Genomic DNA, 22,191 nt, shown 5'->3' on the forward strand with positions numbered 1-22,191 from the left:
TTAGCTTATGACTAAACCTATTGTAGCAATTGTAGGTAGACCTAATGTGGGTAAGTCTACAATTTTTAATAGAGTAGTAGGTGAACGTGTATCAATTGTTGAAGATACTCCAGGTGTTACGCGTGATCGTATTTATTCTTCAGGCGAATGGTTAACACATGAATTTAATATCATTGATACTGGAGGCATCGAAATCGGAAATGCACCTTTCCAAACACAAATAAGAGCTCAAGCAGAAATCGCTATTGATGAAGCAGACGTAATTATCTTTATGGTAAATGTAAGGGAAGGTCTCACTCAAAGTGATGAAATGGTAGCTCAATTACTTTATAAATCAAAAAAACCTGTTGTTTTAGCAGTAAACAAAGTAGATAATCCTGAAATGAGAAGTGATATTTTTGATTTTTACTCTTTAGGTTTTGGCGATCCTTATCCAATTTCTGGTTCACATGGTTTAGGTCTAGGTGATTTATTAGATGAAGTCGTTAAACATTTTAAAGAAGAAGATAGTGATCCATATGATGATGACACTATTCGTTTATCTATTATTGGTCGTCCAAATGTGGGCAAATCTAGTTTAGTAAATGCCATTTTAGGTGAAGAACGTGTTATTGTATCAAATGTAGCAGGTACAACTCGAGATGCTGTAGATACTGAGTATAGCTATGATGGACAAGATTATGTGTTAATAGATACAGCAGGTATGAGAAAAAAAGGTAAAGTATATGAATCAACTGAGAAATACTCTGTATTAAGAGCTTTAAAAGCAATTGAGCGTTCAAATGTGGTGTTATTAGTTATTGATGCCGAAGAAGGAATTATTGAACAAGATAAGCGTGTTGCTGGATATGCTCATGAAGAAGGAAAAGCAATGGTGATTGTCGTAAATAAATGGGATGCTGTAGAAAAAGATACTAATACCATGAAAAAATTTGCTGACGATGTACGTAATCAATTTCAATTTTTAGATTATGCACCTATCGCTTTCGTATCGGCAAAAGAGCGACTACGATTAAAAACACTTTTCCCTTATATTAGAGAAGCAAGTGAAAATCACAAAAAACGTGTTCAAAGCTCAACACTTAACGAAGTAGTAACAGATGCTATTTCAATGAATCCTACACCTACAGATAAAGGTAGACGTTTAAATGTCTTCTATACTACTCAAGTGGCTATTGAACCACCAACATTTGTTGTATTTGTAAATGATGTTGAGTTAATGCATTTTTCTTATAAACGCTATCTCGAAAATCAAATTAGAGATGCATTTGGTTTTGAAGGAACGCCTATTCATATCATCCCTAGAAGAAGAAACTAAGAGGAGAGATTAAGATGACTAAGATTACGGTTTTTGGTACAGGAAGTTTTGGTACTGCATTAGCAAATGTTTTAGCAGAGAATGGCCATTCAGTTTTAATGTGGGGGAAAAATGAAAATACTGTAGATGAAATCAATCAATCTCATCAAAATAAACGGTACTTGAAAGACGTAACATTAAATGAAACGATTAAAGCAACAAGTCAATTAGAACAAGCAGTTAATTTTTCAGATATATTTTTAATTGCTTTACCTACAAAAGCAATTAGGAATGTTGTGACTGAAATTGATCAACATATTAAAACTAAAAAAACGTTTATTCACGTTGCAAAAGGTATTGAAAATGAAACATTTAAACGTGTATCAGAAATGATTGAAGATTCAGTATCTAAGAACCATAAAAATGGCGTAGGGGTACTATCTGGACCAAGTCATGCTGAAGAAGTTGTAATTAAACAACCCACAACTGTTGCAGCTTCGTCAAAAGATGAACACATAAGTAAACTTATTCAAGATTTATTCATGAATGATTACTTAAGAGTATATACTAATAATGATTTGATAGGAGTAGAACTAGGTGGTGCACTTAAAAACATTATTGCTGTAGCAAGTGGTATTGTTGCTGGAATGGGTTATGGTGATAATGCTAAAGCGGCTTTAATGACAAGAGGTTTAGCTGAGATTAGTCGACTAGGTGAAAAGCTAGGGGCTGATCCTATGACTTTTCTAGGTCTTGGTGGCATTGGTGATTTAATTGTAACGTGTACGTCTACTCATTCAAGAAATTATACTTTGGGATATAAATTAGGAAAAGGTAAAACGACTGAAGAAGCACTTAACGAAATGAATATGGTTGTTGAGGGAATTTACACAACAAATTCAGTATATCATTTAGCGAAGTCTCAAAATGTTGATATGCCAATAACCAATGCTTTATACAAAGTATTATTTGAAGATAAACCAGTGAAAGATAGCGTGAAAGATTTAATGGGGCGAGATAAAAAAGCTGAATAAAGTGTAATTTTGCTATTTAACACAAATATTTTATAAAATTATTCACGAAATACTGACAATTCAACGTTTTAAGTATATAAATCGTTGCGGTAAAGGGAATTATTGTGTTAAAGTCATACCATAATGATATAAATTTATCATTATCATTCATCCGGAGGTGAACTCATAATGAATAAAACTGACTTAATCAATGCGGTTGCAGAACAAGCTGATTTAACTAAAAAAGAAGCTGGTTCAGCAGTAGATGCTGTTTTCGAATCAATTCAAAACTCACTTTCTAAAGGTGAAAAAGTTCAATTAATTGGTTTCGGAAACTTCGAGGTACGTGAACGTGCTGCACGTAAAGGACGTAACCCTCAAACAGGTAAAGAAATCGAAATTCCTGCAAGTAAAGTTCCAGCATTCAAAGCTGGTAAAGCATTAAAAGATGCTGTAAAATAATTTACTTAAAAAAGCCCTATAAGGGCTTTTTATTTTATATATTGTTTAATTCTAAATACATATGTTTTATTTATAATTGTACAATTCACTGTGAAGCGACTATGAAGTTATTTTCGTCATAAGCACTATATTTTATTTTTATGAATATAATGTTAATATGTATATTGATACTAACGTGAGGTGTGAACATGGAAAGAACATTAAGCAAATTAAATAGACAAATTACTCAAAGGCTTAAAGGAATTAATGAATATGAAGCAATTCACATTAATAAAGGATTAAGTGATATTTTAGATCATTTTAATATTCCAGAAAATGCTAAACTTGCCTGCCTCACTATTGATACTTCAATGAAGCATCTAGATGATATTTCTAAAAATAAATTATCTAAGAAATCAATTCTAATTGGTGACTTATTAAGTGCTCATTTTTATACTTTAATATCTGAAATTGGTGATGTATCATATCAAAGACTAATGAGTGAAGCGATTATCAAATCTAATGAGCTTAAAACTTCATTGCATCATCATTCACTCGAGCGTCATGATATATATAAGGCTGTGTTAGATATAGAAACACTTTTCCCTTTTATAACTATTTCTCATTTTACAGATATTGAGATCTCTCAATATGAAATATTTGAAAAATTATTTAATGGGGTACATCAATATTATCCCTCTTATTTAAGTGAATATGATGAAGATGAAATCAACCAAATTATTAAACATATAAAGCAAAGCGATAAAGAGAAAAGTAGAGGTAATAATTAATGACTGAAAATAATGCAAAAAAAGAACAAGTTCATACGGTTTTTCAAAATATTTCTAAAAAATATGATCGATTGAACAATATAATAAGCTTCGAACAACATAAAATATGGCGTAAACATGTAATGAAAGATATGAATGTGTTACCTGGAAGTAAAGCACTTGATGTATGTTGTGGTACAGCAGATTGGACCATTGCTTTAAGTAGAGCAGTAGGACCTAATGGAGAAGTTACAGGTTTAGATTTCAGTGAAAATATGCTTGAAGTTGGTAAAGAAAAAACTAAATCAATGCCTAATATTCACTTAGTGCACGGCGATGCTATGAATTTACCATTTGAAGATAACACATTCGATTATGTAACCATTGGTTTCGGTTTAAGAAATGTGCCTGATTATTTAGCAACATTAAAAGAATTAAATCGCGTATTGAAACCAGGCGGTATGATTGTATGTTTAGAAACAAGTCAACCAACATTACCCGTATTTAAACAAGTTTATAAACTTTACTTTAAATTTGTGATGCCTATTTTCGGGAAGTTGTTTGCTAAATCTAAGGAAGAATATGAATGGTTACAACAATCTACATTCAATTTTCCAGATAAAACTAAATTAAAGCGTTTATTTGAACAGGCTGGTTTCAGTCATGTAAAAGTTCGTAGCTTTACAGGTGGCGTTGCTGCAATGCACCTTGGCTATAAATAGAAAGTTCTACTAAATAAAAGGTGATTAATGTGGCAAAGTTAAGTATGAATAGTGAAATTAAAAATGTTGAAAAGCGTTTAAAAAATGCTATTAAAAGTAATGATTCTGTATTACAAGAAGCAGCATTTCATTTATTATCTTCGGGTGGCAAACGAGTGCGTCCAGCATTTGTTCTTCTTAGTAGTCAGTTTGGACCAAAAAAAATTACTGAAGATACGTATCATGTTGCAGTAGCTTTAGAATTAATTCATATGGCAACACTTGTGCACGATGATGTGATTGATAAAAGTGACAAACGTCGTGGTAAATTGACGATTGAAAAAAAATGGGATGTTACTACCGCTATCCTAACTGGCAATTTCTTACTAGCTTTAGGTTTAAAACAACTTTCTAAAATTGAAGATCATCGTGTTCATACTATTATTTCTAACGCAATTGTTGATGTTTGTAGAGGCGAGCTCTTCCAATTCCAAGACCAATTTAATAGTCATCAAAATATTACGAACTATTTGAGACGTATTAATAGAAAAACGGCGTTGCTTATTCAACTTTCAACGGAAGTTGGTGCAATAACATCACAAGCTGATAATGAGACGATTCGAAAATTAAAAATGATTGGTCATTATATTGGAATGAGTTTTCAAATTGTAGATGATATTTTAGATTTTACAAGTACTGAGAAAAAATTAGGTAAACCTGTGGGTAGTGATCTAATGAATGGCCATATTACATTACCAGTTTTATTAGAGATGAAAAAAGACCCAGTTTTCAAAAAACAAATTGCTGAGTTATCACACCTGACAAATAAAAATCAATTTGGCCCACTTATTGATCAAATCAAGAATTCAAATAGTATCACACAATCTCAAGAAGTGAGCGATCACTATTTAAATAAAGCACTCGACTTAATTGATCAATTAGAGGAACCAAATGCTCAAAATTTATTTAGAAAGCTTATTAAAAGAATGCGATCTAGAAACACTTAAAAATAGAAAAAAGTTGAAAGCGCTTTAACAACCTGTTAGTATTTAGTAGTAGTAGGTTGTTTTCTATTAAATGTATTTATACATATTAAATCAATTTTTTTAATTAGGGGGATTTGTATAATGGAACGCACTTTTTTAATGATTAAGCCAGATGCAGTACAACGTAATTTAATAGGAGAAATTATTTCTAGAATTGAAAGAAAAGGTTTAAAAATAGTTGGCGGTAAATTTATAATTCCAACTAAAGATACTGTTAACGTACATTATGCTGAACATACAGAGAAGCCGTTTTTTCATAAACTTGTTTCATTTTTAACTTCTGGACCTGTGTTTGCCATGGTTGTTGAAGGAGAAGACGCAGTTGCGGTATCTAGACATATTATCGGAAAAACAAATCCCACTGAAGCCGATCCCGGTACTATAAGAGGCGATTATGGTTTAACAGTAGGGAGAAATATTATTCACGGATCAGACTCTGTAGAATCTGCTGAAAGAGAAATCAATTTATGGTTTAATGATGATGAAATATATAGCTACGAAGCTATTAGGGAAAATTGGCTTTATGAAGAATAATTTTTTAAAAGTGGAATAAACTGGAATTTATTTTCCATTCAACCATTGACTGCCAACATGTTAGAAAGTACCTAAGACAACAGTTGTCTTAGGTACTTTTTTATATGAAATTATTTGAATTTTCAAACACCAATTATTCTACACTAGTTATGTAATTTCGTTGAATATGATATGATAACAAATAATACATAATACTATTTAAAGTGGTAAAGGAAAGGAGCTATTATTCATGAGATATTTAACTTCAGGAGAATCCCATGGTCCACAACTAACAGTAATTATTGAAGGTGTTCCAGCTAACTTAGAAATGAGAGCTGAGGAGATAAATAAAGAAATGTTTAAGCGTCAAGGTGGCTACGGTAGAGGACGTCGAATGCAAATTGAAAAAGATGCAGTAGAAATTGTTTCTGGTGTAAGAAATGGCTTTACTTTAGGTAGTCCAATTACAATTGTAGTTAAAAATGATGATTTTACTCATTGGAGAAATATTATGGGTATTGAACCAATTAGTGACGAAGCACGAGAAAATATGAAACGTACAATTACAAAGCCAAGACCTGGTCATGCAGACTTAATTGGCGGTATGAAATATAATCATCGTGATTTGAGAAATGTACTTGAACGTTCTTCTGCAAGAGAAACAGCTGCACGCGTAGCTGTAGGAGCAGTGTCCAAAATTTTACTTTCTCAACTAGACATTCATATGTATAGTCGTGTTGTAGAAATTGGTGGAATTAAAGATGAAGGGTTATACGATACAGAAACATTTAAACAAAATATCGATAAAAATGATGTACGTGTGATTGATGAATCGATTGCTCAAAAAATGAGAGATAAAATTGATGAAGCTAAAAAGGAAGGCGACTCTATAGGTGGCGTAGTTCAAGTTATGGTTGAAAATATGCCAGTTGCAGTAGGTAGCTACGTGCATTATGATCGTAAACTCGATGGACGTATTGCGCAAGGTGTTGTAAGTATTAATGCCTTCAAAGGTGTCAGCTTTGGTGAAGGGTTTAAAGCTGCTGAAAAACCTGGAAGCGAAATTCAAGATGAAATTTTATATCATTCTGAAAGAGGTTATTATAGAGGATCTAATCATTTAGGTGGCTTTGAAGGTGGAATGACTAATGGTATGCCTATCATTGTAAATGGCGTTATGAAACCTATTCCAACTTTATATAAACCTTTAAATTCTATAGATATTAATACTAAAGAAGAATTTAAAGCAACTATAGAACGTTCAGATAGTTGTGCAGTTCCAGCAGCAAGTGTTGTTTGCGAGCATGTCGTTGCTTTTGAAGTTGCTAAAGCTCTTTTAGAAGAATTCCAATCTAATCATATCGATCAACTTAAAGAACAAATTGAAGAACGTAGAAAGTTAAATATAGAATTTTAAACATCTTTTTTAATTAACCTTTAGAAATGAGGTATATCATGCAATTACAAACCACATATCACAGTAATAATTATCCAATTATTGTAGAACATCATGCATTTAAATATTTATCCGAATATATTCAAGATTACGATAAAGTATTCTTAATTATAGATGAATTTGTTGATTTTAATTTTAGAGATAAATTTGAAACAATATGTCACAATTCAAACATTCAAAAAGTTATCGTTCCTGCCGGCGAAAAAATGAAAACGTTTAATCATTATCAAGCTATCATGGAACAACTACTAGGAATGAATCTTACTCGTAATACTTGTTTAGTTGCTATAGGTGGTGGAGCCACAGGAGATTTTACAGGATTCTTAGCTTCTACTTTATTAAGAGGTGTTGATTTTATACAAGTACCTACAACAATATTAGCGCATGACTCAAGTGTAGGAGGTAAGGTTGGAATAAATTCTTCCCATGGTAAAAATCTTATAGGCGCATTTTATAGACCTAAAGCAGTCATATATGATTTGGATTTTTTAAAAACTTTACCTTATCATGAAATTTTAAGTGGATACGCTGAGGTGTATAAGCATGCTTTATTGACTGGCACAGTTGCTACAGAAGATATTGAAAAACACTTTTCAGATAGAAAAACACTTGAATCACTTAAAGATATGGATCAATTTATTTTTAAGGGCATAAAAACAAAACTAAACATTATTATAAAAGATGAAAAAGAAAGTAATGTTAGAAAATATTTAAATTTAGGTCATACCTTTGGACATGCAGTAGAATATAAGTATAAAATACCTCATGGTCATGCCATTATGATTGGGATGATTTATCAATTTATTGTGGCAAATCATCTTCTTGGCACACAATTTGATATTCAACATTATATTAATTATATGAATCAATTAAATTATCCGCTGGATTTAATCCAGCAGATTGATTTTGAAGAAATGTATCAATATATGTTATCAGATAAAAAGAATAATGGTGAAGGTATTCAAATGGTTCTACTCGAGAAATTAGGCAAACCTAATGTATATCATGTAGAAAAAAATATATTGAAGCAATCATTTAAACAACTACAATTATTAGTAGAGTAGGTGAAATACTGTGACAACAAGTCAAATAATAGATATTCATGGTCCATTAAAGGGTGAGATAGAAGTACCCGGAGATAAATCTATGACGCATAGAGCAATTATGCTATCGTCACTCGCTAAAGGTAAATCAATTATTGAACAACCGCTTCTAGGTGAAGATTGTTTACGTACGATTGAAATTTTTAAACTCTTAGGTGTGGAGATTGAAATTGAAGAACATCGTCTTATTGTTAATTCTCCAGGATATCAACATTTCAATATACCACATCAAACGTTATATACTGGAAATTCTGGTACAACAACGCGCTTACTTGCTGGTCTTTTAAGTGGATTGGGCATAGAGTGTGTTTTATCTGGAGATGCATCGATAGGAAAACGACCTATGAATCGTGTTTTAAGACCTTTAAAATTAATGAATGCAAATATTAACGGTATTGAAAATAACTATACACCACTTATTATTAAGCCTTCAGCCATTAATGGCATCAATTATCAAATGGAAGTCGCAAGTGCTCAAGTTAAAAGTGCAATTTTGTTTGCAAGTCTATTTTCAAAAGAAGCATCACAAATTACAGAATTAGACATAAGTAGAAATCATACTGAAACGATGTTTAAACATTATCAAATTCCAATACAAGTAAATCAAAAAGTGATTACAACATCTCCTTATGCTATAAGCAATATTCAACCTAAAGACTTTGTAGTACCAGGAGATATTTCTTCGGCCGCTTTCTTTATTGTAGCTGCTTTGATTTCTCCTGGAAGTGATATTACAATTCATAATGTTGGCATCAATCCTACACGTTCAGGTATTATAGATATCGTTGAACAAATGAATGGTAACATTGAGTTATTTAATGTTACAGAATCTTCAGAACCAACTGCGTCGATTAGAGTTCAGTATACGAACAACTTGAAACCCATCACAATTGAAGGAGATTTAATTCCTAAAGCAATTGATGAATTGCCAATTATTGCTTTGTTATGCACTCAAGCTTCTGGTACAAGTATGATTAAGGACGCAGAGGAATTAAAGGTAAAAGAAACTAATCGTATTGATACAACTGCAGATATGCTTAATTTACTAGGTTTTAAATTACAAGCTACTGAGGATGGATTAATTATTCATCCCTCTAAATTAACTAGAAATGCTATAGTAGATAGCTTAACTGACCACAGAATTGGCATGATGCTTGCAGTCGCATCTATTTTAAGTGATTCACCATTAACGATACGTCAGTTTGATGCAGTAAATGTATCATTCCCTGGTTTCTTGCCGAAATTAAAGCTTTTAGAAAATGAGGGATAAAATATTATGGAAGATATCTATAAATTAATAGACGATATCAATCTTCAAAAATTAGATCATTTAGATACACGTGTAAATGAAGCATTAACTTCCAATAATGATGATGCTTTATTTATTTTAGGAGAAACATTATATCACTTTGGATTAACACCTCAAGGTCTTGAAGTGTTTAGAACGTTATATCATAAGTATCCAGATGAAAGTGAACTATTAATTTATTTTATCGAAGGGCTTATGTCTGAAAATCAGACAGACGAAGCATTAGAATATTTAAATCAAGTTGAATTGTCACCTGAAAAATTAATGTTAGAAGCCGACTTATATCAACAAATCAATATGACTGAAGTTGCTATTGATAAATTAACTGAAGCGCGTGAATTAGAACCTAATGACCCAATTATTCATTTTGCTTTAGCAGAATTACTTTATTTTGATGGACAATACCTTCGTGCTACACGAGAATATGAAGTTGTTTTAGATACAGGCGAATATGAAATAAATGGAATTAATTTATTTTCAAGAATGGCTGATTGTGCGTTACAAAGTGGAAATTATAGTGATGCTATACAGTTATTTGATGAGATTAGTGAAGATGAAATGATCTCTGATGACTTTTTCAAAAAAGCTATCGCATATGAAAAAAATGATCTAACTCAAGAAGCTATAAAAATTATGACTACACTTCTTTCTAAAGATCCAGACTTTATTCAAGGTTACTTTTATTTACAATCTTTATATGAAAATGAAAAAAATTATCCAGATGCGATTGAAACAGGTAAAGAAGGGTTACGTCTTAATCAATTTTATAAAGAGCTCATGGTTTCTACCGGTAGTTTAGAAATTGAACATGGAGATGCGAATGAGGGGGTAGAACTTCTTAAAAAAGCACTTGAAGTAGATAATGCTTACCATGAACCTTTACTTATCTTAAGTGATTTATTCCGCCAAGAAGAAGATTATGAAGCCATCATTTCACTCCTATCTTATGTAGATGAAGAAGATCTTGACCCTGTTTTTATGTGGCACTTAGCACATGCATATGGGGAAGAAGAAAGAGATACTGAAGCCCAACATTTCTATGAATTGGCTTATCCGACATTGAAATCTCAGAGTTTATTCTTAAGCGATTATTATTTTTATTTAATTGAAATTGGCCAAAAAGATAAAGCTAAAGTATTGCTTAACGAGTTATTAATCATTGATCCAACTAATGAAACTTGGAATGAAGAATTGAGTAGATTGAATGACTAGAGTGGGTGTTAAAATTGAATGACACATTAGTTAAAATGAAACAAAGCTATATTGAATATGCTTTGTTTCATTATCATTTTAAGTCCAGAATTAGTGTGTGGCTATTAAATTATTTAAAAGCTTCACCGCTAAAATTAAATTGTAGTCATTTTGTAAATAAGAAAATTAAAAGTCATATAACCCTTGAAATTGGCCTAAAACACTCCAATTTTTCTGCAATTAAATTAACAAAAGACGATCAAACATTAATTAATACAAATGAAATATTCAATTATATAGCTTCTAAAGATATTTGTATTGATATATTCATTCACTTTGAATACAACGATGAGCAAGATTGGCGATTAAATGAGCTCATAATTCAACAATTAATATATTCTGATCAATATCTTGCATATCTTAATAATATATATCACTTAAATCTTGATCTAAATAAAAAGTATTCATTAATCGAACAATTAGAACATCATATCGATGTAAGTTTACAAATGAAAGATCAACAACGCTTTTATCAATTATCACAAATTTTGAGTGTATTAACTCATCACTCATAGATCAAAATTAAAGGAATTATAACTTATGCCTACTTTAAGACAACTATGGGAATTATCATTATATCAACGTTCCATACTCGTAATATTGCTTATATGTAATGTTTTAGGTACCATTTATGGTTTTATATGGTATGGTGATCAATTACTTAAGACACAATGGCATTATCTAATTTTTGTACCAGATAGTCCTATTGCATCGCTATTTTTATGTATATCAATTTGTTTAATAATTTTAAATAAACAAAATAGTATTATTGAAGGACTAGCATTTGTAACTTTATTTAAATATGGTTTATGGGCTGTCATTATGAATTTTATAATGATAATTAATAATGATGATATAACTATTATGAATGTATTTTTAATTATTAGTCATGGAATTATGGTACTTGAAAGTATCTATTTTTATCCACGATTCAACATCTCTATGCTCAGTTTGTTTATCTCTATGATATGGGTATTTAACAATGATTATGTAGATTATATATTAAAGAAATATCCTTATTATGATTTTATACAGCAACACGTTCATTTAGTTGCTTTTATCGCGCTATGGCTAAGTATTATATCACTTATGCTTTATTATAATTTTAATAAATTAATAAAGGTTAAATTATTTGATAAAAAAATCGATAGTCAGTAGAATATGATTAAAGGAGAGTGAAATTGATTGTCTATAGTGTCTTATATTATATATATCGTCATTATTATGCTCATTCCAATGTGGGCTCAACACAAAGTAAAATCAAATTATGAAAAATATTCACAGGTAAGATCAACAAGTGGTAAAACTGGTCGTGAAGTAGCAGAAGAAATTCTTCATGCTAATGGAATTTATGATGTAGATGTAGTTAAGGGCGAAGGCTTTTTAACAGACCACTATGATCCAAATAAGAAAGTAGTTTGTTTATCTCCTGCAAACTTTGACCGTCCTTCAGTAGCTGGTACAGCTATTGCGGCACACGAAGTTGGACACGCTATTCAACACCAACAAGGTTATGCATTTTTACGTTTTAGAACTGCTTTAGTACCGTTAGCAAATATTGGTAGTTCATTAAGCTACATCGTTATTATGGCTGGTATCTTTTTAACAGCATTAGGTAGCGCTTTTGGCTCAACTGCATTATGGATTGGTGCTGGGTTAATGTCATTAGCAGTTTTATTCTCAATCGTGACATTACCAGTTGAATTTGATGCAAGCTCAAGAGCTATGAAACAAATTACTGCACTTAATATTGTGAATGAAAAAGAATATAAACATGCGAGAAAGGTATTATCAGCAGCAGCTATGACTTATGTAGCAGCAACAGCTACAGCTGTAGCCGAACTTGTTAGAATTATTTTACTGGCACGTGCAAATGATAACTAAACTACCTTTATAAACTAACTTAAGTTTAAATCTTGTATAATAACATTTAAGATTTTCAAATAGTTATACCGAGCGAAATATGAATTCAAAAATGAATTCTGTTTCGCTCTTTTTTATACCCCATAGAATAGAATTGATAAAATGCATTAACAAGTAATTTGAGATATACTTAGTAAGAAACGGAAAAAAGGAGAATGATGATGAAATCTTTAAATCAAATGCAAAAAGAAGTAGATGACTATATTAGTCAATTTAAAGCGGGTTATTTTTCTCCATTAGCTAATTTAGCCCGTCTAACAGAAGAAGTGGGCGAACTTGCAAGAGAAATCAATCATTATTACGGTGAAAAGCAAAAGAAACCAACGGAAGAAAAAAACTCTGTTAAAGCTGAATTAGGAGATAATTTATTTGTTTTACTTTGCATTGCTAATTCCCTTGGTATTGATATGACAGAAAGTTTTAATGATACAATGGAGAAATTTAATACTAGAGATAAAAACCGATTTGAACGTAAATAATGGATAGAAAGGTGGTTATTTTATGAAAATAGGTATTACATGTTATCCGTCAATGGGTGGCTCAGGTATCATAGCAACTGAATTAGGTATTAAAATGGCAGAAAGGGGACATGAAGTTCACTTTATTACGTCAAATATTCCTTTTAGAATTCGTAAGCCGTTGCCTAACATTACTATCCATCAAGTCGAAGTAAATCAATATGCAGTATTTCAATATCCACCGTATGATATTACATTGAGCACAAAAATATCTGAAGTCATTAAAGAGTATGATTTGGATATCTTGCATATGCATTATGCTGTACCACATGCTGTATGTGGTATTTTAGCACGTCAAATGGCTGGAAAAGATATAAAAATTATGACAACATTACATGGTACTGATATCACAGTGTTAGGCTACGACCATTCACTTAAAGGTGCTATTAAATTTGGCATTGAACAAAGTGACCTCGTGACTAGTGTCAGTCAGTCATTAGCTAAACAAACACAATCAATTATTGAAACAGATAAAGAGATTATTCCTATTTATAATTTTGTTCGAGAAAAAGAGTTTCCTACACAACATGAAAATCAATATAAAGAGCTTTACGATATAAAGCCTGAGGAAAAAGTTCTTATACATGTATCAAACTTTAGAAAAGTCAAACGTATTGACACTATTTTAGAAACTTTCGCTAAAGTCCATAAACATATACCAAGTAAGTTGATCTTATTAGGTGATGGCCCAGAACTTTTAGATATGCGTAAAATAGCAAGATCATTACATATCGAAGATGATGTATTATTTTTAGGTAAACAAGATCAAGTTAGTAAATTTTATCAAATGGCTGATTTAGTTTTACTGTTAAGTGAAAAAGAAAGTTTTGGTCTTACACTATTAGAGGCAATGACTACGGGAGTAGTACCTATAGGTTCAAATGCTGGAGGTATTAAAGAAGTCATCAAACATGGTGAAACAGGTTATATTGTAGATGTAGGAGATAGTGAACAAGCAAGTGATTATGCACTAAAATTATTAACAGATGAGCAACTCTATCAAAGATTACAAAGTAATATGCTTAAAGATATTAAACAACGATTTAGTTCTGAACTTATCGTCGATCAATATGAATATTACTATAAAAAAATGTTGAATTAAAAAAAGAGGATTAATATGGGTAATGAATTATTTGAAAAAGCTCTGCCAATTCTTAATCAAATAGAAACACATCATTTCGAAGCTTATTTTGTAGGCGGGGCAGTCAGAGATTACATTATGCATCGTACAATTCATGATATTGATATCACTACAAGTGCGATGCCAGATGAAATTGAAGATATATTTGAACACACTATTCCAATTGGAAAAGAGCATGGAACAATCAATGTTGTTTTCAACAATGAAAATTACGAAGTGACGACATTTAGATCAGAAGGTGATTATTTAGATCACCGTCGTCCAAGTGAAGTTCATTTTGTGAGAAATCTCTATGAAGATGTACAACGTAGAGATTTCACTATCAATGCTATTGCTATGGATAAAAATTATAAAATATTTGATTACTTTGGTGGTCAAAAGGATATACAATCAAAATTAATACGTACAGTAGGGAATCCAAGTGAACGATTTAAAGAAGATGCATTAAGAATTATTCGTGGACTTAGATTTCAGTCACAACTTACATTTGATATTCATACTGAAACCTTTGAAGCAATGCAATTAACTTGTTCGGACATTGAATATTTATCAATCGAACGAATTGTTGTAGAATTTAAAAAATTAATCTTAGGAAGTAATGTTAAACAGAGTTATCATAATTTATTATCTTTAAAACTTTTTAATCATATTCCATTTTTTAATGAATTAGATATGACATGTGTTTACATCAATGAACCTCTTGAATTTGAACAATGGTTAGCCATTTTACTTATAAAAAATGATACGTTTCCTTCTTTAAAGCAATTAAAAATTAGTAATAAAGAAAAATCAGATATACATACATATATTGATATTATTGAAACATTACCTCAAATTACTTCTAAAGATGCTTTAAAATTATTTGTTTATGATTATAGTGACTATTATATCTTAAAGGTTTTAAATATTTATTCTGTACTTCAAAATAATCAAATTCCTACCGCTTCAGAACTTATTATCAATTCTCTTTCTATTAAACAAGTCGTTCAACACCTCCAATTACATGAACGTAAAGAAATGGATGTGAATGGAAAAGATTTACTTGACCATTTTAATAAAAATGGTGGCCCTTGGTTAAAAAATGTATTGAGAGAAATAGAATGTGCGATAGTTACTGATAAAATCAAAAATAACAAAGAAGAAATTTTGAAATGGGTGAATGAAAATGTCAAAATATAGTCAAGATGTCGTTAAAATGTTATATGAGCATCAATCAGAATATATTTCTGGTCAATACATTGCGAATCAGCTTAATATATCGAGAGCTGCTGTAAAAAAAGTAATTGATCAATTAAAAGCAGATGGATGTGATATTGACTCAATTAATCATAAAGGACATAAGCTTAATGCATCGCCAAATCGTTGGTATAGAGGCATTATCAATAAAGTACTAGAGTCTAATCATTTAGTATCCAAAATTGAAGTATATGATAGTGTTGAATCTACTCAAACTATTGCTAAACAAAGCCTTGTTGATAATCAATACACCATGTTAATTTTAAGTGATGAGCAAACAAAAGGTCGTGGTCGTTTCAATCGTAATTGGTCTTCTTCAAAAGGAAAAGGGTTATGGATGTCTGTTGTTTTAAGACCTAATGTCTCATTTGCAATGATTCCAAAATTTAATCTTTTTATAGCTTTAGGAATTAGAGATGCTATCCAAGCATTTTCTAAAGACAAAGTAGAGATTAAATGGCCAAATGATATTTATATTAATGATAAAAAAGTATGTGGATTTTTAACAGAAATGGTAGCAAATGCTGATGCAGTTGAGGCTATAATATGTGGTATTGGTATTAATTTAAACCATCAAGAAGAAGATTTTTCTGATATTATACGTCATCGTGCTACAAGCATTCGCTTGCACTATTCAGAAGAAATCAATCGATATCAATTTTTAAAACGTTTAATTGAGGAAATTGAAAAGCGTTACCATCAATTTCTTAATTCTTCATTTGAAACGATTAGAGATGAATACATTCGTACATCTAATATTTGGCATCGTAAGTTAACATTTACTGAAAGTGGAGAACAATTTATAGGTGAAGCTATTGATATTGATAATGATGGCTTTTTAATTGTCAAAGATGAAGATAATCAGATGAGACGACTGATAAGCGCAGATATAGATATATAAGCATACGGATAGAATTAGGAGAGATAGATATGGCATATACAAGTTTTGCGGTAGTAGATTTAGAAACAACCGGAAACCAACTTGAACATGATGAAATTATACAAATTGGTATTACATTTGTACGTGATAATAAAATATCAGGAACTTATCATTCAATGATTCGTACTGATTTGGAAATCCCACCATTTATCCAAGCTTTGACTTCTATCGAAGAAACTATGCTAGAACAAGCACCGTATTTTTATGAAATTGCTGATGACATATACGAACAACTCAAAGATTGTATATTTGTAGCACACAATGTTGACTTTGATTTAAATTTCATTAAAAAGGCATTTGAAAAAAGTAATATTCATTTTAAACCTAAAAAGGTGCTTGATACCCTGGAATTATTTAAAATTGCATTTCCTACTGAAAAAAGTTACCAATTAAGTGAATTAGCAAATGCTCATAATATACCTCTGACAAATGCACATCGAGCAGATGAGGATGCAACAACAACGGCCTATTTAATGATTAAAGCTTTTAAAAAGTTTGAGTCATTACCTATAGATACCTTAAAGCAATTATATTATTTAAGTAAGCATTTAAAATATGATTTATTTAACATTTTATTTGAAATGGTCAGACAACATCATAATCATGATATAGATTATCAGTATGCTCAATTTGAACAGATTATCTATAAAAAACAACAAGACTTAAAAGTACCACAAATTGAATTTAAAGGTTCATTAAAAGATTTATATCTAGAAGTTACAACAGCACTTGAACTTACTTATCGCCCACAACAACTCTATTTGTCAGAAATTATTTTAGAGCAGTTAATGCATAATGATAAGGCACTTATTGAAGCACCTTTAGGAAGTGGTAAATCACTAGCATACTTATTAGCTGCATTGATGTATAACATTGAAACAGGCAAACATGTAATGATTTCAACAAACACAAAATTACTTCAACATCAATTACTTCAAAAAGATATTCCTAGTATTAATCGCGCGCTAGATTTCAAAATTAATGCTGCACTTATCAAAAGTAAAACAGACTATATTTCACTAGGATTGATAAGTCAAATTTTAAAAGATGATACAGCTAACTATGAAGTGAATATTTTAAAAATGCAATTACTTATATGGATATTAGAAACAAATACTGGAGACATACAAGAGTTAAATTTAAAAGGTGGTCAGAAAATGTATTTTGACCAAAAATTAGAAACTTATGTTCCAGTAAGGCACGATATTCATTACTATAATTATATAAAACGTAATGCTCAAAATATTCAAATTGGTATTACTAATCATGCGCATCTTATTCATTCAGATCAAGAGAATTCAATCTATCAGTTATTTGATGATTGTATCATTGATGAAGCACATCGTTTACCTGATTATGCTCTTAATCAAGTGACCAATGAATTAAACTATTCTGATATCAAATATCAGTTAGGTTTAATAGGGAAAAATGAAAATGAAAAGCTTCTTAAATTAGTAGATCATTTAGAGCAACAACGTATTTTAGAACGATTAGATATTCCACCTATTGACGTGTTTGGTCTAAAATCTAATATTTCTGATTTACACGAACTAAATGAAACCCTATTTAATCATATTTTTGATATTGTTCAACACTCAGACGTACATGATGATGATGTACATCGATATCATTATGTATTCGACTTTGATGCTACACGTATTCTAAAAGATTTGCATGCAATTGTAGACAAAATCAACAAAACTTTAGAATTTTTTAATGGTATTAACCATAAAACAATCAAATCTATACGTAAGCAATTACTTTACATTAACGATAATTACAGACATATAGAACTAAGTTTAAAACAAAATCATACTGCCTTCATATCTATCAAAAATTTGAATCAAAAATCGACCATACGTCTAATTGTAAAAGATTATGAAGTCCGTGATATTTTAACAAAGCAAGTGCTCGAGAAATTTAAATCATTAACATTTATTTCAGGCACACTTACATTCAACCATTCGTTTGAGGCATTTAAAAACTGGTTTAAAGAAGATGTAGAATTTAATACTTATGAAGTACAGTCATCACTTCAAAATCATAAATCAACAAATATTTACATTCCAAGCGATGTTGTTTCTTATGATTTTAAAAATACAGAAGATTATGTAGCATCTATTGTAGACTATATTCAAGAGTACGTCACTGTAACACAATCTAAATGTCTCGTACTTTTCACAAGTTATCGAATGATGCATATGGTACAAGAGCTATTAAATGAATTACCGATATTTGACGATTATGTTATTTTGACCCAACAACAAAATCAAAACTATAAAATTGTTCAACAATTTAATCATTTTGATAAAGCTATTTTGTTAGGTACATCAACATTCTTTGAAGGATTTGACTATCAATCTAATGGTATTAAATGTGTGATGATTGCTAAATTACCATTCATGAATAAATATAATACAAAGCATTGGTTAATGGATTCAGAATTTGAATCTACATTTAAAGATTATGTCTTACCTGATGCTGTAACGCGTTTTAGACAAGGTCTAGGTAGATTGATTCGTAACGAAGATGACAAGGGGCTCATTGTTTCCTTTGACGATCGTTTAACAAATAGTAACTATAAGCGTTTTTTTGAACAATCGTTAGAATCTTATTCCCAAAAAAAAGGGAATATTCAACAATTTAGTAAATTACTTCACCGCATGCAGGCGAGTAAACTGAAAAATAGAAAAAAATAGATTATTTTAAATGATGAGAACACTATTCAGGTGCTAGAAGTTCACTTTCTATTTTGATAAAATAAATAAGTATTGTATAAAAAGAAAATAAAGTAGGAGTTTGATTATGAAAACAACAATTAAACAAGCAAAACAATACATTAATCAAGAAGTCACAATTGGCGCTTGGTTAACAAATAAACGTTCAAGCGGTAAAATTGCATTTTTACAATTACGTGATGGTAGTGGATTTATGCAAGGTGTTGTCGTTAAATCAGAAGTTGACGAAGAAACATTTAAACTTGCTAAAGACATTACACAAGAATCATCATTATATGTCACAGGTACAATTACAGAAGATAATCGATCTGATTTAGGCTATGAAATGCAAGTAAAATCAATTGAAGTCATTCATGAAGCTCATGATTATCCAATCACACCTAAAAATCATGGTACAGAATTCTTAATGGATCATCGTCATTTATGGTTAAGATCTAAAAAGCAACATGCAGTAATGAAAATTAGAAATGAAATTATTAGAGCAACATATGAATTCTTTAATGAAAATGGCTTTACTAAAATTGATCCGCCTATCTTAACTGCAAGTGCACCAGAAGGTACTAGTGAATTATTCCATACTAAATACTTTGATCAAGATGCATTTTTATCTCAAAGTGGTCAATTATATATGGAAGCTGCAGCTATGGCACACGGACGTGTTTTCTCATTTGGACCGACATTTAGAGCGGAAAAATCTAAAACAAGACGTCATTTAATTGAATTCTGGATGATTGAACCTGAAATGGCATTTACCAATCACGAAGAAAGTTTACAAGTTCAAGAACAATATGTATCACATATCGTAAAATCTGTATTAGAACATTGTAAATTAGAATTAAAAGCGCTAGATAGAGATACGAGCAAATTAGAAAAAGTATCTGCGCCATTCCCACGCATCTCTTATGATGATGCTATCAAATTCTTAAAAGAAGAAGGATTTGATGACATTGAATGGGGTGAAGACTTTGGTGCGCCTCATGAAACAGCTATAGCTAATCATTATGATTTACCAGTATTTATTACAAACTATCCAACTAAAATTAAACCATTCTATATGCAGCCTAACCCTGACAACGAAGACACAGTTTTATGTGCAGATTTAATTGCACCAGAAGGTTATGGTGAAATTATTGGTGGTTCTGAACGTATCAATGATCTAGAATTATTAGAACAACGTATCGATGAACATCAACTTGATACAGAAAGTTATAACTACTATTTAGACTTACGTCGTTATGGTAGTGTGCCACACAGTGGTTTCGGTTTAGGTTTAGAACGTACAGTTGCATGGATTTCAGGCGTTGAACACGTGAGAGAAACATCACCATTCCCACGTTTATTAAATCGTTTATATCCATAAAAATATCACGTTTTATAAATCATACTTGGGGAGTGAGACTAAATGATGTTATTCATGTCTCACTCCCACTTTTTACAATAAGAAAGAGAGGGGTATCATGGACACACATCAACTTAAAACTCGTCCTGTTGTAGTTAGAAGGGAACTTTTCGATCATTACAATGAATTAGGTTTAAATGAAAAAGATTTAGTCATTTTGATTAAGTTGATTTATGCCGCTGAAGTTTCTAATAAACAACCCTCAATAGAATTTTTGCAAAAAGGTTCAAATATGGAGCCGAGAGAAATAACATCAATTATTCAAAATTTAATTCAGCGTGATTTACTTGCACTGCATGTAAGTAAAGATGAGGAAGGAAAATTTACTGAATATATGAATTTAAATCGTTTTTACGAAAAGTTAAGTGATATTTTAACTCAAGAAAAAAATGAAACTACACATCATCAAACGCAACAAAACTTTAAGGATTTATTTCAATATATTGAACAGTTGTTTTCGAGACCCTTATCACCATATGAAATCGAAACGCTCAACCAATGGATTGATATAGACCAACATGATTACACTTTAATACGTGCTGCATTAGATGAAGCATATAGTCATGATAAATTAAGCTTTAAATATGTTGATCGTATTTTATTAAATTGGAAGAAAAACAATGTAACAACTTTAGAAGAATCTAACAAAGTGAGAGAAAAATTCAATAAACCTAAATTAACTCATACTGTAAAACATATACCTAAATTTGACTGGTTAAATGGAGAGAATCTAGATGGTAAGTAAGAAAAAAGCATTAGAAATGATTGACGTTATTGCAGATATGTTTCCCGATGCAGAATGTGAATTAAAACATGATAATCCGTTTGAATTAACAATAGCTGTATTATTATCTGCGCAATGTACAGATAATTTAGTTAATAAAGTAACACGTTCACTTTTTAAAAAATATAAAACACCTGAAGATTATTTAAAAGTAGATATAGAAGAATTGCAGAATGATATAAAATCCATAGGTTTATATCGTAATAAAGCAAAAAATATTAAAAAATTATGCCAATCTTTACTCGACCAGTACGATGGACAAGTTCCTCATACACATAAAGATTTAGAAAGTTTAGCTGGAGTCGGACGAAAAACAGCGAACGTTGTCATGAGTGTAGCTTTTGATGAGCCTTCTTTGGCAGTAGACACACATGTTGAACGTGTTTCAAAGCGTCTAGGTATTAATAAGTGGAAAGATAATGTTAAACAAGTAGAAGAACGTTTGTGTGATATTATTCCAAAAGAAAGATGGAGTAAAAGTCATCATCAACTTATCTTTTTTGGACGTTATCATTGTATTGCTCGAAAACCAAAATGTGATATTTGTCCATTACTTGAGGATTGTAGAGAAGGGCAAAAACGCATGAAAGCAATGAAAAAGGAAGTCTAATC

At 30.8% G+C, this 22,191-nt stretch carries 22 protein-coding genes; all 22 read left to right on the forward strand.

Going from position 1 to position 22,191, the window contains the following annotated elements:
* Positions 1–7: 7 nt before the first annotated feature.
* Positions 8–1,318, forward strand: coding sequence for a ribosome biogenesis GTPase Der (gene der / locus HMPREF2561_RS05070; protein WP_017176288.1), 1,311 nt, complete (start codon positions 8–10; stop codon positions 1,316–1,318).
* A 14-nt stretch (positions 1,319–1,332) separates the two neighbouring features.
* A complete protein-coding gene (locus HMPREF2561_RS05075) occupies positions 1,333–2,331 on the forward strand; it encodes an NAD(P)H-dependent glycerol-3-phosphate dehydrogenase (RefSeq protein WP_017176289.1) in 999 nt (332 codons plus the stop codon).
* A gap of 168 nt (positions 2,332–2,499) precedes the next feature.
* Positions 2,500–2,772: an HU family DNA-binding protein gene (locus HMPREF2561_RS05080; RefSeq protein WP_002449794.1), complete on the forward strand. Its 273-nt coding sequence runs from the start codon at positions 2,500–2,502 to the stop codon at positions 2,770–2,772.
* 188 nt (positions 2,773–2,960) lie between these two features.
* A complete protein-coding gene (locus HMPREF2561_RS05085; RefSeq protein ID WP_070468441.1) occupies positions 2,961–3,542 on the forward strand; it encodes a heptaprenyl pyrophosphate synthase subunit A in 582 nt (193 codons plus the stop codon).
* Entirely contained in the window at positions 3,542–4,243 is a 702-nt protein-coding gene (locus HMPREF2561_RS05090) for a demethylmenaquinone methyltransferase (protein WP_017176291.1), read from the forward strand. Before HMPREF2561_RS05085 ends, HMPREF2561_RS05090 begins: the two co-directional genes overlap by 1 nt.
* Positions 4,244–4,272: 29 nt before the next feature.
* A complete protein-coding gene (locus HMPREF2561_RS05095; RefSeq protein WP_017176292.1) occupies positions 4,273–5,229 on the forward strand; it encodes a polyprenyl synthetase family protein in 957 nt (318 codons plus the stop codon).
* A gap of 120 nt (positions 5,230–5,349) precedes the next feature.
* Positions 5,350–5,802 carry a nucleoside-diphosphate kinase gene (ndk, locus tag HMPREF2561_RS05100; RefSeq protein WP_017176293.1) on the forward strand — a complete coding sequence of 151 codons (453 nt, stop codon included), beginning with the start codon at positions 5,350–5,352 and terminating at the stop codon, positions 5,800–5,802.
* Between the two features lie 229 nt (positions 5,803–6,031).
* The gene (aroC, locus tag HMPREF2561_RS05105; protein ID WP_070468443.1) at positions 6,032–7,198 is read left to right on the forward strand and encodes a chorismate synthase; all 1,167 of its coding nucleotides are present in this window, start codon (positions 6,032–6,034) and stop codon (positions 7,196–7,198) included.
* A 38-nt stretch (positions 7,199–7,236) separates the two neighbouring features.
* Positions 7,237–8,301: a 3-dehydroquinate synthase gene (gene aroB / locus HMPREF2561_RS05110; protein ID WP_037541037.1), complete on the forward strand. Its 1,065-nt coding sequence runs from the start codon at positions 7,237–7,239 to the stop codon at positions 8,299–8,301.
* A gap of 10 nt (positions 8,302–8,311) precedes the next feature.
* Complete coding sequence (gene aroA / locus HMPREF2561_RS05115; RefSeq protein ID WP_037541035.1) at positions 8,312–9,610, forward strand: 3-phosphoshikimate 1-carboxyvinyltransferase; 1,299 nt, start codon at positions 8,312–8,314, stop codon at positions 9,608–9,610.
* 6 nt (positions 9,611–9,616) lie between these two features.
* Positions 9,617–10,861, forward strand: coding sequence for a tetratricopeptide repeat protein (locus HMPREF2561_RS05120; RefSeq protein ID WP_070468445.1), 1,245 nt, complete (start codon positions 9,617–9,619; stop codon positions 10,859–10,861).
* Between the two features lie 14 nt (positions 10,862–10,875).
* On the forward strand, positions 10,876–11,415 hold the full coding sequence (locus tag HMPREF2561_RS05125; protein WP_017176298.1) for a YpiB family protein: 540 nt from the start codon (positions 10,876–10,878) through the stop codon (positions 11,413–11,415).
* Between the two features lie 25 nt (positions 11,416–11,440).
* Positions 11,441–12,058, forward strand: coding sequence for a DUF1405 domain-containing protein (locus tag HMPREF2561_RS05130; RefSeq protein ID WP_049420517.1), 618 nt, complete (start codon positions 11,441–11,443; stop codon positions 12,056–12,058).
* Positions 12,059–12,085: 27 nt separating this feature from the next.
* On the forward strand, positions 12,086–12,784 hold the full coding sequence (locus tag HMPREF2561_RS05135) for a zinc metallopeptidase (RefSeq protein WP_017176300.1): 699 nt from the start codon (positions 12,086–12,088) through the stop codon (positions 12,782–12,784).
* 200 nt (positions 12,785–12,984) lie between these two features.
* Positions 12,985–13,302, forward strand: coding sequence for a nucleotide pyrophosphohydrolase (locus tag HMPREF2561_RS05140; protein ID WP_070468447.1), 318 nt, complete (start codon positions 12,985–12,987; stop codon positions 13,300–13,302).
* 22 nt (positions 13,303–13,324) lie between these two features.
* Positions 13,325–14,443, forward strand: a complete 1,119-nt coding sequence (gene bshA, locus HMPREF2561_RS05145; RefSeq protein WP_070468449.1) for an N-acetyl-alpha-D-glucosaminyl L-malate synthase BshA — start codon at positions 13,325–13,327, stop codon at positions 14,441–14,443.
* A 15-nt stretch (positions 14,444–14,458) separates the two neighbouring features.
* Positions 14,459–15,661: a CCA tRNA nucleotidyltransferase gene (locus HMPREF2561_RS05150; RefSeq protein WP_049382029.1), complete on the forward strand. Its 1,203-nt coding sequence runs from the start codon at positions 14,459–14,461 to the stop codon at positions 15,659–15,661.
* Complete coding sequence (locus HMPREF2561_RS05155) at positions 15,648–16,619, forward strand: biotin--[acetyl-CoA-carboxylase] ligase (RefSeq protein ID WP_037541024.1); 972 nt, start codon at positions 15,648–15,650, stop codon at positions 16,617–16,619. The genes HMPREF2561_RS05150 and HMPREF2561_RS05155 overlap by 14 nt, the downstream gene beginning before the upstream one ends.
* A 29-nt stretch (positions 16,620–16,648) precedes the next feature.
* Entirely contained in the window at positions 16,649–19,357 is a 2,709-nt protein-coding gene (locus HMPREF2561_RS05160) for a helicase C-terminal domain-containing protein (RefSeq protein ID WP_049382031.1), read from the forward strand.
* 106 nt (positions 19,358–19,463) lie between these two features.
* Positions 19,464–20,756, forward strand: coding sequence for an asparagine--tRNA ligase (asnS, locus tag HMPREF2561_RS05165; protein WP_048682152.1), 1,293 nt, complete (start codon positions 19,464–19,466; stop codon positions 20,754–20,756).
* 97 nt (positions 20,757–20,853) lie between these two features.
* Positions 20,854–21,540 (forward strand): DnaD domain-containing protein, encoded by a 687-nt coding sequence (locus HMPREF2561_RS05170; RefSeq protein WP_048762449.1) that lies wholly within the window; start codon positions 20,854–20,856, stop codon positions 21,538–21,540.
* Positions 21,530–22,189 carry an endonuclease III gene (gene nth / locus HMPREF2561_RS05175; protein WP_048678915.1) on the forward strand — a complete coding sequence of 220 codons (660 nt, stop codon included), beginning with the start codon at positions 21,530–21,532 and terminating at the stop codon, positions 22,187–22,189. The genes HMPREF2561_RS05170 and nth overlap by 11 nt, the downstream gene beginning before the upstream one ends.
* Positions 22,190–22,191: the final 2 nt, after the last annotated feature.

The organism is Staphylococcus sp. HMSC069E10 (genome assembly GCF_001809205.1).
In the GTDB taxonomy this organism is placed as follows: Bacteria; Bacillota; Bacilli; order Staphylococcales; family Staphylococcaceae; genus Staphylococcus; species Staphylococcus hominis.